The organism is Vibrio sp. 10N, assembly GCF_036245475.1.
GTDB lineage: Bacteria > Pseudomonadota > Gammaproteobacteria > Enterobacterales > Vibrionaceae > Vibrio.
This window is the reverse complement of the sequence record NZ_BTPM01000003.1, coordinates 65,403-79,921: the sequence shown is the minus strand read 5'-3', so window position 1 is coordinate 79,921 and position 14,519 is coordinate 65,403. Positions and strand designations below refer to the sequence as shown.

Genomic DNA, 14,519 nt, shown 5'->3' with positions numbered 1-14,519 from the left:
AACCCCTCCTATAATCATATTTTTTCGTATCTAGACAGATAATGAACTACACACCCTGCTAGAGCAAAAAGGTTCAATATGTCTGGAACTTCAAAAATACCGATAAAAACAAAGATGGCAAAAACTGACCACACCAACCAAAGAACAATCATTTTCAGATCGTTTAAAGCCTCACGAAAACTACACATACCATGTTCCCCTCTTAATAACCTGATAGCCTGCACACCTTAAAAGTCATACAAAAATAAGAGAAATGCAAACCAACATCTAAAATTCCACGCTATATCACGAAAGCATGTATCCATTCATGACATTCAATACTCTTTTATCTAGTATTCTAAATCTTAGCACGAATAAAAATTTTCCAAAGTGGCAACACTAAGAATGAACACCAACTTAAACAAGATTGAAAAAGCAATGTTTTTTGTACTATATAACTCCTGTAGTAACAGAATACATAGGTTTTTCGTTACTATATTTGATTTGGTGTGGGTTAAGGAAAACAGACCAAATCAACGCACTTCAAGGAAGCGACATGCAGAATATCTTAGATGCTATTTATGATGAGATTGACAGGGAGTACTATCGAGCCAATGAGGTTTATCAGAACTGGATGACCGTCATTGCGAAAAGAGAAGTTGAACGTAGTCAAAGGAAACTAGACAAGTCAGAGAAGACGAATTATGAGTTGCGACTAGAATTTGCAGGTAACTCTTTTGCGTTGCGTTGGTTGAAGGTTACGTTTACACGCCACCATACATCAAAAAAACTTACCAAGCTCTATGAGAACATTTCCGTTCCTGAAGATGGCCGATATAAAAAAGGCAAGTTCCAAAAGGCTGACGAATGGGAATTAAAGATGGTCATGTATGCTGAAGAGGCGCTTTCTCCAATCCGTGTTAAAGTGAAACATTTGATGAAAGCACATCAAAATGTGATTTATGCAGCCAAGTCAATGAATACTGACGTCCAAATAAAACCACAGGCTAGTCGTGTAGAAAAGACTGACTTAACCATTGCTAAAATAAAGCAGCGATTCAAGTAGGTATCAATTATGGATAGTGACCAAAGAACAGTAGGAAGTTACCCGCTCACCCCTGAAATGAACAATTTTATTGATGCTGTTACAGCGGGGTTGGATGTTAAAGGCGAAGCGTTTGCGGGAACAGGAAAAAGCTCCACACTTCGTGCAGTAGAAAAATACCATACGAACAAACACGGTTTATATATTTGTTTCAACAAAACACTAGAACAAGATGCAAGAAGACTTTTTAAGGGCAATCACGTTGATATTGCTACTGCGCACTCGTTCGCATTAAGTAGTTACACCGACATTGAAAGGAAGTTATGGTCTGATAGGGTCAACCAAAAACTATCTCTTTCTCACATCGAGAAGTATGGAAAGCTTGATAAGAGCCATGCGCTATTTGACACTTTAAATTTAAAGAAGCGATGGTTACTTATAACATCCATCATCGACTGTTTTTTCTCAACAGCATCAAAAGAGATAACCGAGATTCATTTAACCGACCAGTTCAACCAACACATTGAGAAACTAAAGCAAAATAAAACTATTAATAGTTCTCAGGTGGATGACATAACAACGTTCATTCTGAACATCTGCAATAATCTTGCACTTGAAATGTTGAACCCAAAATCAAAATGTCCATCTACGCACGACGCATATCTCAAAGCGTGGCAATTGTCTGAGCCCGTTATTAACTACGACTACATTATGTTCGATGAAGCTCAAGATGCTTCACCGGTGCTACTGTCGGTTATTTTGAAACAAGAGTGTCAGAAAATATTTGTAGGTGACAGGTTTCAATCTATTTACCAATTCAGGGGAAGTGTTAATGCGATGGATATCATCCCCTACGAAACCTTTCCTTTATCTCAATCGTTCCGATACGGACAAGGCGTTGCTGATATAGCCAATCAAATATTGGCTCACTACGACGACACTGTTCACATAAGAGGCAACGGTACAGACAGCCTTATATTTAATGCGAAGGACTATACGCCTACCGTAAATACTCCAACACTAGTATTAGCCCATAACAACAAAACCCTGCTAGAAACTTTGGTCCAGTGTTACGAGGCAAATATTCCTGCTAGATTTTGTTCAAACAAAACAAACGCTACCGAGTCAATTCTTACTAGCTTGTTTTCTTTGCACTTGAACGGGAAGGGAAGAATACCCGCTCATACATCATTCACTTCACTCAAAGAGATTATTCAATCAACACGACACGCTGAGACAAAATATCTCGCCAATCTTATTCTTGATGACGAAGATGCCGCCATTACTTTGCAAAAAGCGCTGCACTGGACAAAGCCAATCACTGAAGCTGATGCGACGATTCACCTAGCGACAGCACACGGCTCCAAAGGCTTGGAATTTGATACTGTTATCTTGGCCGACGACTTTCATGAGGCGATTAATGCGTTCGGGAAGGGCAAGCCGATGTCTGACAATGAGCTGTACTTACTGTACGTAGCTGTCACTCGTGCTAAAAAAACGCTCGTCATAGCAGATGAACTTTTCGACGCGCTGCAGAATCCATTAGCGTTCACGTTGAACAAAACTAAACCGGCTCCGTGCTTGTTGGACAATCTCATCATCAAACCACCGGTTTCGACTGAACAGCCAGGTCACACCGAGACGCAAAATAGCACTGGCACAGCTTCAGAGTCAGAATCAAACAGCTCTTCTTTGGAAAGCTCAAAAACCGATAACGTTAAGGGCGATAGCAACTCGGCACCAGTTGACCCACAAAAAACGGCCTCTAAGCCCTCAAGAAAGACGAAGAAACAAGAATCTAAGGGTAACGCCGCCTCATCAACCAAAAAGCCGTCAGACGACTCTCAGAGCTCAATAAACATCCATGTAGGCACTGACAAAGACACCGGTGAGCATCTTTACTGGAAACCAACAGACACAGACCATTTCTTCAATCCAAACATGGCTATCGTTGGCACGATGGGAACGGGTAAGACCCAAACAGCCAAATCCATCCTATTGCAGCTTCACCGTCAGCGAGAGCGAAACACAGGCGGTGAAAAATTTGGTGTACTGATTTTTGATTACAAAAATGATTACACTGACGATGAGTTTGTGAACGCCACCGGTGCCAAGGTCATTGAAGCGAGCAACATCCCAATCAATCCGTTCGCGTTGTTTACAAAACACAAGCTTGCACCGGTCCATACCGCCAAGACGTTCATTACAACAATGGGCCGCACGTTCCGTCTTGGTCCCAAACAAAACCAGATGCTCAAGAACTGCATCGACTTGGCCTACGAGAAAAAAGGTATCTTCCGCAATCGAGTTAGCACATTTAAAAACCCTGCACCGACTCTGAAGGATGTTTTTGCCATCTACAACTCGCAAGAGAAGGTGCCACAAGATACTCTCATGTCTGCACTGTCCGACCTGTACGACTATGAGGTGTTTGAGCCAAACGCTCGCAAGTGTAAAAGTCTTTTCGACATGCTTGATGACAATATTGTTGTAGTGCAACTTTCCGGCACCGACGAAAATCTCCAATCCCTTATCGTCGCGGTACTTCTGGACATCTTCTACATACAGATGCATCAAGCCGGTAAACCGAAGCCTAACGGCTCACATCGAGCACTAAAGAAACTGGTTTTGGTGGATGAGGCTGACAACTTTATGTCTCAAGACTTCCCTTCACTAAAAAAAGTGCTGAAGGAGGGTCGTGAGTTTGGCGTCGGTTGTATTCTTAGCACTCAAGGGCTTGACCACTTTAAAACGGCTGACAACAATTACGCCGACTATCAGAACGCCTTTATCTGCCACCGACTTAATTCACCTAAGAAGGCTCAAGTTGAAGGCATCTTGGCAACTGAAGACAAGGACGTAGCTGCGGCGCATCACACCCATCTAGGACAGCTTGAGAAGCACCACGCACTGTTCATTAACGGCAAGAAAGAAGTGAAACACCAAGAGTCCACAGCTTTTTGGAAGGTTGTTCAAGAATAACATTTACCATATGCGCTCTGAAGGCCACAACCCGATGAGCGCCCTGACAACACAAGATAACCAAATGAAAATGAACATAAGCAAAGAGTTCAATTACTACTCAAACCTGAACACCCTTATCGTTCACGCGCTTCTGCACCTACACTTTCAGATTTCATCAACAACGCGCTTTGTACCTGTAGCTAAGAGAAACGAGATTTTGATTAAATTTCTCAAACCAAAGCTTGCAGACAAATCACTCGCCAATATCAAGAAAGACATTAAATTGATGCTCGCGGTGGCGCGACGAAAAAGCGGAAACTTAGAGATTCGATTAAATGAGCTAAACCAGCAAGCAAATCAAACGTTAAGCGCCGGTACTGATCGACTATTTAATCTATTAGGTCACTTGCAAAGTCTCGGCTTCGAATCTCAACTTTTTGAAGAGGGCAGCACCGCCGAAGCTGATGTTCTTTACATGTTAGAAGAACAGCTTGAGCACGGGTTTAATGATGACAACCAACAAATAACACCATTGTCGATGTTAATACAGTCAGAACGCGCCCAAGAGCTCATCGATATTATCAACGACCACGGAAGGTTCATTGCCGAAATGCAAGAGTGGAATGTTCAAACCGCACAAGCGCACATCGTGCTTCACCCACACAAACCCAATTAGCTGTTCTGATAAAACACTGGCTCTAGAAATGTAGCCAAGCAAGGGGATAACTCGTGCATCTTTAATGAGATCTGGTTATGTTTAATAAAGACAATCGCTAACTAAAACCGTTCACTTAGAACAATCAGGTGTATGAAATCAGAAATTACCGAAGCTATCCAAGAAAACATCGTCCTTTGGTTAGCTTATGCGAAACTTGAAAAGATCACTTACTCTGAGGCAGAGCAGAGAATCGAAGCGTACTACCTTGGCCTTCAAGAAGTGCTCGACATTAATCAGTTGAGCACCATTCTTCCTTACTTCAGTGATGCTCGCGCCTATATCACGGCAACAACAGGTCAAGCGCCTAGTTCACTGTTCTTTACTATGGGACATCAAGGGGAAGCTGAGGAAATGTTGGCGGCTAAAGGTGAGGTCATAGAAGACTTAGATAAGAACCTTCAGCTCAATGCTAGAAGGTTCAAGGCAGAGGTATAACGATTGAAGTATTAAGAGCTATGCTGCTTTAGTTACTTTCTTCTACTTCAGTGACACCAAATACCACCATTAGCGCATCCAAAAACTCGCCAGCTTTGATATCACCAAGGAAACAAGGTTTAAAATCTGGGGCAGCTAAGTATTTGCGCTTCGCTGGAACATAAATCATCGAGTCTGGGTTGGCTTTCAAATAGTCTTGAAAAACCTTGCTTACCTTCTGACGGCCAAGCCCTAGATGACGATAAATATCCACAGTGGTCACGCTGCCGTTCAACTACAATAAAGTTTGTCATTTTCCTCTGTCAGTCCACTTGGCAGAGTTACGAGCGATCGTTCAAATTGCAGATATCTATGACTCAACTGAAGGTATATTGTTGTATCGTATAGATATTATAGATATCCATATTGCCAATGGAGATTTTACAGTCGCGCAAAGCTATCTGGCTGACTTTAGTCAGTGGGTTGAAGATCTTAGCGGTTTCCTAGTGCCTACTGAGGATGTGAGCGCCATGACATCAAAAGTTGATGAGGCGATTGACGAGCTTTACGCGATGTAAGTCGTATCTGACTGACAAGTCGGTCATTTAATTTGAGGAGACCAGCAATGTTTAAAGTAAAAGAATGTCGATGGGAAATTCTTTACGCCACATTATTGCTGGTCTCTTTTGGTTATTTGGTGCTTGTCTTGCGCGCAAGTCGAAGCGCAGACTTTTTCTTAACTCAACTTAGCCTCGGAACCCCGCTTTACCTTGGCTACTACATCCTGTCTTCTGACTGGTTGAAATCCAATTTAATCAAGATGCTGACTATTGGTTCTGGCGTTGGTGTTGGTTTGCATGCGACTGCCGGTATTCATTTGCAGTTAGATAGTTATGTTCTAGAGGCGCTGGCGATGGTTGCTCAACTATCTGTCGTTGTGCTCGTGAATTTGTTATTGGTTTCGACGTGGTTTCGTCTCTTTCCTACGGCAATCCGCTCTCCTTGGTTTGCTGTCGCGACTTTACTTATCGGTACCTTGCTGGCATTCAAATTGAATATGCCGCAAACTATTTGGGGCGCAATTGTGTCTGCGGCTCAAACTCAAACTATTTCTCTCTCCTTGTTTGACCCACTGATGCAAATTTTTGTGGTGCAGGGGGGGCTGGCAGTGCTTATTCTTCCTTTTCAGATCGCAACTAAGCTACGGGGCTGTCCTCTCGACACAACCGTGTCTTTGTGTGCAACAACGACCATGGCGGTGAATGGTATGGTGGGCTATCTTACGATGTTTGGCTTGTACTCGAACTGATTCTGCCAATGGCTCGAAAGTTTGCGAGGACTGGAAGTAATGGAGTTAATCAAACCGAAACATTCAAACCAAGTTCTAAGCTATCAATACACTCTTTTGCATCGTTACGAACTAAGAGTTCATCTAGCGTTAGAAGCGCACCTACTCTGTTCGCTGGCTGATTAAATTTGGTATGAGTGCGTACCACGGCCTAATCTCCCCACTAATCCTTAAATGTGTTAGAAGCCCAATCGTAAGAATCGCTAGTGTCCATATCAAACTCAGCCATCCAACCTTTGTCCCATTCCGAGTTTTTCCAATCTGACTCATCGTATGGATTCAATGTAAACGGAACGCGACGCCTGTACGCAGCAGCTCCTTCATCGTAAGGTAAAACCTTGTTTGGCATCATTTTCCCTCGGTAGTTATTGTAATGACAAAGTCGCTTGGTAATTAAGGTACGACAGAATCGCTTGGTGATCACAGTCTGTGACCTGTACACGTAGCTCATTTCTGGACAGAAATCATTTAGAGTCGATGGTCTAAATAACTCTCAACTCATTACTTTATGTATTCTGAACCGAGCAATACATAACACCTTATGAAAATCAGTAATAAATAAATACGCAAAAGGCAAGGCTTTCACACCTTGCCTTTATTCTACTTAAGTCGCATACCAACCATCTGCCAGCACTTCTGCTTGCTCTAGCACAAGCTTAATTGCTTCTTCTGCCGCATCAGGCGGGTATTTCCATCTACGTAATAACCGACGAACGAGGTTGCGCATGCGAGCACGAACACTATCTCTCTTTTGCCAATCAACAGTGGCAGACTTGCGCAGTTGATGAGTCAATTCAATAGCAAGCTTACGTAAGTTGTCGTTACCAAGTTCTCTAACCGAGGATTCATTGTCGACCAATGCGCGATAGAAAGCTATTTCGTCGACAGAGAGGTTGAGCTTGTCTAGTAACTCTCCATCTTCTTGCATCTCTTTCGCCCACTGAATCAACTCTTCGATAACTTGAGCCGTTTCAATGCTGCGGTTATGATATTTTTGAAGCGTCGACATAATACGTTCAGAGTATTTCTTCTCCTGTACGACGTCGTTCTTCATGCGAGATTTAACCTCATCACGAAGCAGCTTTTCTAACAGCTCTACGGCAAGGTTCTTCTCTTTCATGTTCTTAACATCTTCTAAGAACTCTTCAGAGAGAAGCCCGATATTTGGCTTATCAAGCCCAACCATAGAGAAGATGTCATCGACACCATCAGCTATAACCGCATTATCAAGAATGAGTTTCAGTGCCGAGTTTTGCTTTTCTTTATTAATCTTTTTTGCCGGATTCATTTTCGAATACGCAGCTTTAATCGCTGAATAGAAAGCTATCTCATTTTTGTAGCCTTGAGTTTCATCCATAGTGCTACATAGGGAATATGCTTTAGTAAGTGCAGCCATCACATCTAGAAAACGTCTCTTACCATCCCTAACTTCCTTGCCATTAGCATTTGTGTGAGACAAACCAGACAAATGGTTTACCGCTCCCGGCAACAACCGCAATGCATCTGTTTCAAAGTCAGGTCGGTAGTTAAATACCGTTGTATCAACAGGCGTTGCAAACATCCCTCGAATGATATCAACCTTCTCCATCAATACTGCAAACGCTTCCGCTGTATCAATTGTTGGCTGGCCTTTCCCTTGGCTATTGGTATAGGTTTTTAGTGCATTTTTAAGCTCATTAGCAATACCAATATAATCGACAACCAAGCCACCGGGCTTATCTTTAAAGACTCGGTTTACACGAGCAATCGCCTGCATCAGGTTATGCCCTTTCATTGGTTTGTCGATATACATGGTATGACAACAAGGCGCATCGAATCCTGTTAGCCACATGTCTCGAACAATAACGAGTTGAAGCTCATCGTCAGTATCTTTGTAACGCTTCTCGAATAGCTTCTTGGTTTTCTTATCATGAATATGAGGCTGCATCTTTTCTTTATCTGATGCGGAGCCTGTCATCACTATCTTTATAGCGCCTTTATCGGTATCTGGGTGATGCCACGCAGGCTTTATCGCTACGATTGCGTCATAGAGGTCGACACAGATTTCTCGGCTCATAGAGACAATCATTGCCTTGCCGGGAAAAGTAGAGGTTCGAGTAGTAAAGTGATGTACCAAATCTTTCGCAACCTGCTTAATGCGAGGCTCTGCGCCTACCAGCTTTTCTAGCGTTGCCCATTCTGATTTTACTTTTTCACGAGCTGCCGTTTCTTCATCTTCACCGATTTCACCTTCAACTTTATCGTTAAGCTGCTCAATTTCATCTTGATTAATATCAAGCTTAGCAAGTCGGGACTCATAATAGATAGGGACCGTAGCACCATCATCAACGGCATCTTGAATATCATAGATAGAGACATACTCACCAAAAACACCACGCGTGTCTTTGTCATCCATCGCGATAGGCGTGCCTGTAAAACCGATAAACGAAGCATTAGGCAGTGCGTCACGCATGTACTTGGAATAACCATAAACGTACTTATGACCCGTTACAGTGCCGTTTTTGTCTTTCACCTCAACCATCTTTGACTTATTGCCATATTGGCTTCGGTGCGCCTCATCAGAAACAACCACGATATTACTTCGCTCAGACAGTCTAGGGTGCTCTGTCTCTTCATCTAATAAAGCAAACTTTTGAATCGTCGTGAAGATGATGCCGCCAGATTGGCGATTTAAAAGCAGTTCACGTAATGCATCACGATCATCTGCTTGCTGTGGGATCTGCTTTAACGTCTCTTGTGCCATCCCGAACGTATTGTAAAGCTGACCATCAAGGTCATTTCGGTCGGTCACCACTACGATCGTTGGGTTATTCATTGAGGCTTGCTGTAATAACTTACTTGCGTAGCAAACCATAGAGATGCTTTTACCACTGCCTTGGGTATGCCAAACAACCCCAGCCTTACCACTGCCTTGCTTAATCTTTTCTAAAGCTGGAATGGTACTTTCTAGAAAGTTTCCTGAAGTATTAGCAGCGCGAACCGTTGCTTCAACCGCCGCTCTCACCGCGTGAAACTGGTGATAGCCTGCAATCTTCTTGATTATTTTGTCGTTGTCGGTTTCAAACAACACAAAATAACGAATGTAATCGAGCAATAAATCTTGCTTGAAAAAGCCACGAACCATTGTTTCTAATTGAAACTCTAATAGTGGTCGGTCGTCTTCTGTAGAAACGGTTTTCCAAGGCAAGAATCGTTCTTTATTTGCAGTCAATGAACCAACACGAGCAGTCCAACCATCGCTGACAATCAACGCTTCATTGAAAACAAACAGATCTGAAATTTCATCTTTGTAAGTTTGTAGTTGGTTAAACGCATTCCAAATATCGGCATGTTCATCGGCTGGATTTTTTAGCTCAATGACAGAGATTGGTAAGCCATTAATAAACACAACAACATCAGGGCGGCGATTACCTTTTGTACCTGTAATCGTAAACTGATTCACGATAAGGAACTCATTGTTATCAGCCGTTGTAAAATCCATTAACTGCGCATGAGTATGCTTTGTCTTCGATTCGCCGTCTTCAACAGCCGTGTATTCAACAGGCACCCCTTCAATCACAAACTTGTGGAAGGCGCGGTTGTTTTTAATAAGAATTGGCGTATCGGGGGAAGATACCGTGTTAACCACATCATTAAGAGCTTCAATAGGCAACTCTGGATTGATGATTTCTAACTGATTTAATAACCGCTGTTTTAAGACGACTTGATGGTAATCATCACGCTCTGGCGAGTCGCCGTCTGGTGCAATGTCATAGCCATTTTTATAGAGGTAACCTTGGTCGGTAAACCATCGAATGCACTCTTGTTCTAACTGATCTTCAGTGATCATACTTCAGGCTCCGTCGAAAATGTGGCTTGACGTAGTTCACGATTAATTAAAGTTAATGATTGTTTAAAAGCACCTTCAAGCATCGTCATATGCTTAACCATCCACTCAATGATTTCAGGCCAATTCTCACGGTCATAACCATCAAAATCCTTTTGAAACTGAACGCGTGATGCTTTCTTATCATCTAATCGAAGCCACTCTAAATTTTCCCCAAACACAGACTCAATTTCAGTTTTCTGCTCTATTAAGTGATCAAAAATAAACTTGTTCTCTTTCATTTCGGAACGAGACATGCTGAATTCGACACGAGCTTCTTTAGTGCCAAATATTAAAGAGAAAGGGCATGAACGAACGCCAGAACCAGCACTTAACCAATGGTCTTTACTTGGGTTAATATTGTTAAATAGGTCGCATTGACTACTCTTCATCGCTTCTAGGGCTTGCTCCCAAAACGCCATTCGAATCCTGTGCCTATTTTTCAGCTCAGCTTCGGTATTCTTCTCTTCCGCCTCCTTGGCGTTCATACCAATCATCAGCTCTTGAGCTTCAGGTGTAGGTATAATTTGCTCCACATTAAGGAACAGCTCTTCAGCCATCGCATATGGTGTTACTTTAAAACACTGAACCTGAATATCATGACTTAGCAACCACAAGGCTGTGCTAGTAACTTCCTTTCTAAAGTTTGCAGCTACCAGCATCAACCTCTGATCCATACCAGAGTTTAGAACTACCTCACTTAAGTCTGGCGCTTCAAGAAACTCACATAAAAGCGCTTTAGCATCACCACCGCTACAATATTTCGTTAAATAGCTTTGATAAATTTCAACAATCTGAGACTTAGTTAGATTTGAGCAATAAGACGCGTACTTGAGAGCCTGCCACATGACGTCACGACCAGTATCATCCAGCTTGTTCTCAATGATAACTAAATTGCCATCTTTATCCATCGCTAGCAGATCAAGTCGCTCCCTGGTGTCATCGAACCCATCAAACTCTTTTTGAATAATAAGTAACTCTTCGCCCAGCGCGTCAGGTTGATTAGCAAGCCATTCTTGCAAGTGGTCACGTTCTCTAAAACCCAGTTCACTAAAACGTTTAGTTTCGATCCTTGAAATTCGATTGGATTCCTTATCAATTTTAAACACGTCTTATAGTCCTTTTTTATTAGTTCTCAGTTGCCGTTTCTAAGTCTATTTCGCCGGAAAGCAATTTAGGAAGTAGCGTGTCGCGAAGCTGCTCAAGGATTTTATTTTCCTTATGTAAGCTATCAATCTGAGCAAACAAAGGCGTCACCACTTTTGAGAATGCTTCAACTACTGACTCATTTGGAATGACGAGCTTTTGACTCTCCATAATTCCTTTGGTTAAGTGAGTGAAGATTGAGCCTGTACCCTGATTTTTCAGATAATCAGTCAACCTTGCTAAATGTAGGTAAAGCAGGTATTTGCCAAACTTTGTTTCATCTACATCCATCTTCCAAATATGGTAGTGATAGATTGATTTAGGCCCACGCCACAGATGCGGCCCAAACGTTGCTGACCATGCAAAAATAAGATCACCGTGCTCAACTAACTTATCTTCTGGTAGTTCCATGTCTGAATAGACTGTTTTCCCTTTCCCTGTAAGGTTTTGAATCCTTATAATTGGAGTTCCTTCCTCTTTGAACTCTGTATTTTTATAAGCTCGTCCATTAATAACCCGTGATATGTTTTTTAATGGCTCAACACTCCAGCCTTCAGGGATCATTCCTTCTTCAGACTCAACTAGCTTTTCAGGGAATAGCGAGGCAATAGCCGCATCCATACCCACTGGTTGTTCGCCTTCCATCTTAGCTTTTACGGGGTCGAAGTCGACAAACCATGACTTGAAGATGGCTTGTGCCATTTGTTCTAAGGTTTGGTTCATTTGAACATTGGTAACAATTTTTTCATCCAGATCTCTAAGTATCTTTGAAATACTTTCTTGAACTTTGACTGGCGGAAATGGAATTTCAACCCCTTTGATGATCGCAGGACTTAGGTTTGGCTGACCACTTCCCGAACCAGCAGCAAAGAGTAAGCTTTCATATGCAGAAGTGCTAATAACGTAATACAAGTAGTCCTTGTCCAACACGTTAGGGTGCGTAACAAATTTACCCACACGTTGATTCAAATATGGGGTGACTCGTTTGTCATTTAAAACTAGTTTTCCGACTCGGCCAACACTACCTTGTCCTGTCATTGCAATTAGGATATCACCATGCGTCAACCTGAATTTATTCAATTTTTCGGTGATGACGCTCTTAGGTATAAACTGATTGTCACCATTCAAAGTAACTTGTTTATTTTGAATGTTTTTAATTTTTATGACTGGAAAGCCAGATTCGGCAAAATCTTTACTTTTGAACGCGTACCCTGAAACAAACTCGCATCCAGCACTTATCGGTTTTGTTTCGAAAATAGTTTTCCCTAAGGGAGTTTTAAAGCTCATAACCCAACCCCGCTAGGTTCTTCTTAATCTCCGCTTCTAGCGTTGCTGACTCTGCAAACTGTTCACTTAACTTAGAAGTCAAAGTCACCATTTTTTCAGAGAAAGGGACGCCATCATCCTCTTCCTCAGCAGCACCAACATAACGACCCGGAGTCAGTACGAAGTCATGTTTCGTGATTTCTTCCAATGTTGCTGATTTACAGAAACCAGCTTGATCTTCATAACCAACACCATGTACTTCTACGCCTGTTTTCCATGCATGAAATAGGTCAGCTACTTTCTTAATATCATCAAAGCTGAAATCACGTAATACGCGGTCTTTCATGAAACCAAGGTTACGAGCATCAATAAATAGCACTTCACCTTTACGGCCACGCAGCTTACGACCTGCCTTATCTACACGAGGGTTCTTGTTCTTCGTTAAGAACCAAATACAGGCAGGGATCTGTGTGTTGGTAAACAGTTGACCGGGAAGCGCTACCATACATTCAATCAAGTCGTTCTCGATTAACGCCTGACGAATAGTGCCCTCGTTGTTGGCCGTTGAACTCATAGAACCATTTGCCAACAGAAGCGCCTGAGAGCCTTCAGGAGCAAGGTGATGAAGCATGTGCTGCATCCACGCAAAATTCGCATTACCTGATGGTGGTTGGCCGTATTTGAAGCGAGGATCGTTATCATCAACACCCGTGTTCCATTCTTTCATGTTGAATGGAGGGTTAGCCATGATGAAGTCAGCACGAAGATCTGGGTGCTGCACGTTAGTGTAGGTACTTGCAGGCTCTTTACCGAAGTCGTAATCAAGACCACGGATCGCCATGTTCATCGCTGCTAGTTGCCACGTTGTATGGTTATATTCTTGACCGTAGATTGAGATTTTCTGTTTCTGCGTTATTGCGTCGACTTTCTTCTCATTCGCATGACGTTCAATGAACTTCTCTGATTGAACGAAGAAACCGCCAGAACCCATTGCAGGGTCATATACACGACCTTCAAAAGGTTCAATCATCTCAACGATCAGCGTTACGATAGAGGCTGGCGTATAGAACTGACCACCTTTTTTACCCTCAGCCAGTGCAAACTGACCAAGCATGTATTCGTATACATGGCCTAGGATGTCTTTACTGTTTAAATCAGCATGAACAAACGGGATAGTGGCAATCAGATTGATAAGCTCATTCAGCTTCGCTTGGTCAATCTTCAATGAAGAGTATGACTTGTTAAGTACACCTTTCAGTTTCGGGTTATCTCGCTCAATACCTTCAAGTGCGTTATCGATGAGGTGACCAACAGAAGTGATTTTCTTAGGCTTACCATTAATATCAAGTTCAGCGCCACCAATAACTAATGGGCCGTTATCTTGAAGAAACTGCCAACGAGACTCAGTAGGTAGCCAGAACACGTTTTTCTCTGTGTAGAAGTCACGTTGTTCAAGTTCAATAGCAATCTCTTCTGCTAGTTCTTCTTCCGAGTAATCAGCAGGATCCAAGTAGTATTCGTGCTCAGGGTTAGCGATGTCAGCTTTGATTTCATCCTGACGCAGCTTAAACGCATCAGAGACGTATTTAACGAAGATTAGCCCTAACACTGCATGTTTGTACTGCGCTGCGTCTAGCGTTGAGCGTAGCTTGTCTGCTGCGTTCCAAAGCTTGCCTTCAAGCTCTTTCAAATACTGTTGTTCTGTTTGATTCATTAGAAGTTTTCTTGTTATAAAAATATTCCGTCAATCATACCACTGGATGCAGCATTGTAT

12 protein-coding genes are annotated in these 14,519 nt (G+C 42.4%); 6 read left to right on the top strand and 6 right to left on the bottom strand.

Annotation, left to right across the window (positions count from 1 at the left end; translation table 11 throughout):
* The first annotated feature begins 535 nt into the window (after positions 1 to 535).
* From mobI to AAA946_RS24090, 4 genes are all read left to right on the top strand, one after another.
* Positions 536 to 1,045, top strand: a complete 510-nt coding sequence (gene mobI, locus AAA946_RS24105) for a conjugative transfer protein MobI(A/C) (RefSeq protein ID WP_338167320.1) — start codon at positions 536 to 538, stop codon at positions 1,043 to 1,045.
* A 9-nt stretch (positions 1,046 to 1,054) separates the two neighbouring features.
* Complete coding sequence (locus tag AAA946_RS24100; RefSeq protein WP_338167319.1) at positions 1,055 to 4,006, top strand: helicase HerA domain-containing protein; 2,952 nt, start codon at positions 1,055 to 1,057, stop codon at positions 4,004 to 4,006.
* 70 nt (positions 4,007 to 4,076) lie between these two features.
* The gene (locus AAA946_RS24095; RefSeq protein ID WP_338167321.1) at positions 4,077 to 4,664 is read left to right on the top strand and encodes a DUF2913 family protein; all 588 of its coding nucleotides are present in this window, start codon (positions 4,077 to 4,079) and stop codon (positions 4,662 to 4,664) included.
* 132 nt (positions 4,665 to 4,796) lie between these two features.
* The gene (locus tag AAA946_RS24090; RefSeq protein ID WP_338167318.1) at positions 4,797 to 5,141 is read left to right on the top strand and encodes a hypothetical protein; all 345 of its coding nucleotides are present in this window, start codon (positions 4,797 to 4,799) and stop codon (positions 5,139 to 5,141) included.
* 28 nt (positions 5,142 to 5,169) lie between these two features.
* Here AAA946_RS24090 and AAA946_RS24085 read toward each other — a convergent pair whose 3' ends face one another.
* On the bottom strand, positions 5,170 to 5,394 hold the full coding sequence (locus AAA946_RS24085; RefSeq protein WP_338167317.1) for a hypothetical protein: 225 nt from the start codon (positions 5,392 to 5,394) through the stop codon (positions 5,170 to 5,172).
* A 121-nt stretch (positions 5,395 to 5,515) separates the two neighbouring features.
* Between AAA946_RS24085 and AAA946_RS24080 the strand changes: the two genes are divergently transcribed.
* Both AAA946_RS24080 and AAA946_RS24075 read left to right on the top strand, forming a co-directional pair.
* Positions 5,516 to 5,698 carry a hypothetical protein gene (locus tag AAA946_RS24080; RefSeq protein WP_338167316.1) on the top strand — a complete coding sequence of 61 codons (183 nt, stop codon included), beginning with the start codon at positions 5,516 to 5,518 and terminating at the stop codon, positions 5,696 to 5,698.
* A gap of 47 nt (positions 5,699 to 5,745) precedes the next feature.
* The gene (locus tag AAA946_RS24075; RefSeq protein WP_338167315.1) at positions 5,746 to 6,429 is read left to right on the top strand and encodes a hypothetical protein; all 684 of its coding nucleotides are present in this window, start codon (positions 5,746 to 5,748) and stop codon (positions 6,427 to 6,429) included.
* Between the two features lie 202 nt (positions 6,430 to 6,631).
* On the opposite strand, the gene AAA946_RS24070 is transcribed toward AAA946_RS24075, so the two are convergent.
* The 5 genes from AAA946_RS24070 to AAA946_RS24050 form a co-directional block, all read right to left on the bottom strand.
* A complete protein-coding gene (locus AAA946_RS24070) occupies positions 6,632 to 6,910 on the bottom strand; it encodes a hypothetical protein (RefSeq protein ID WP_338167314.1) in 279 nt (92 codons plus the stop codon).
* A gap of 162 nt (positions 6,911 to 7,072) precedes the next feature.
* The gene (locus AAA946_RS24065) at positions 7,073 to 10,297 is read right to left on the bottom strand and encodes a type I restriction endonuclease subunit R (RefSeq protein WP_338167313.1); all 3,225 of its coding nucleotides are present in this window, start codon (positions 10,295 to 10,297) and stop codon (positions 7,073 to 7,075) included.
* Positions 10,294 to 11,442: a DUF4268 domain-containing protein gene (locus AAA946_RS24060; RefSeq protein ID WP_338167312.1), complete on the bottom strand. Its 1,149-nt coding sequence runs from the start codon at positions 11,440 to 11,442 to the stop codon at positions 10,294 to 10,296. The genes AAA946_RS24065 and AAA946_RS24060 overlap by 4 nt, the downstream gene beginning before the upstream one ends.
* A gap of 19 nt (positions 11,443 to 11,461) precedes the next feature.
* Positions 11,462 to 12,766, bottom strand: coding sequence for a restriction endonuclease subunit S (locus AAA946_RS24055; RefSeq protein WP_338167311.1), 1,305 nt, complete (start codon positions 12,764 to 12,766; stop codon positions 11,462 to 11,464).
* Positions 12,756 to 14,459 carry a type I restriction-modification system subunit M gene (locus AAA946_RS24050; RefSeq protein ID WP_338167310.1) on the bottom strand — a complete coding sequence of 568 codons (1,704 nt, stop codon included), beginning with the start codon at positions 14,457 to 14,459 and terminating at the stop codon, positions 12,756 to 12,758. Before AAA946_RS24050 ends, AAA946_RS24055 begins: the two co-directional genes overlap by 11 nt.
* Positions 14,460 to 14,519 lie beyond the last annotated feature (60 nt).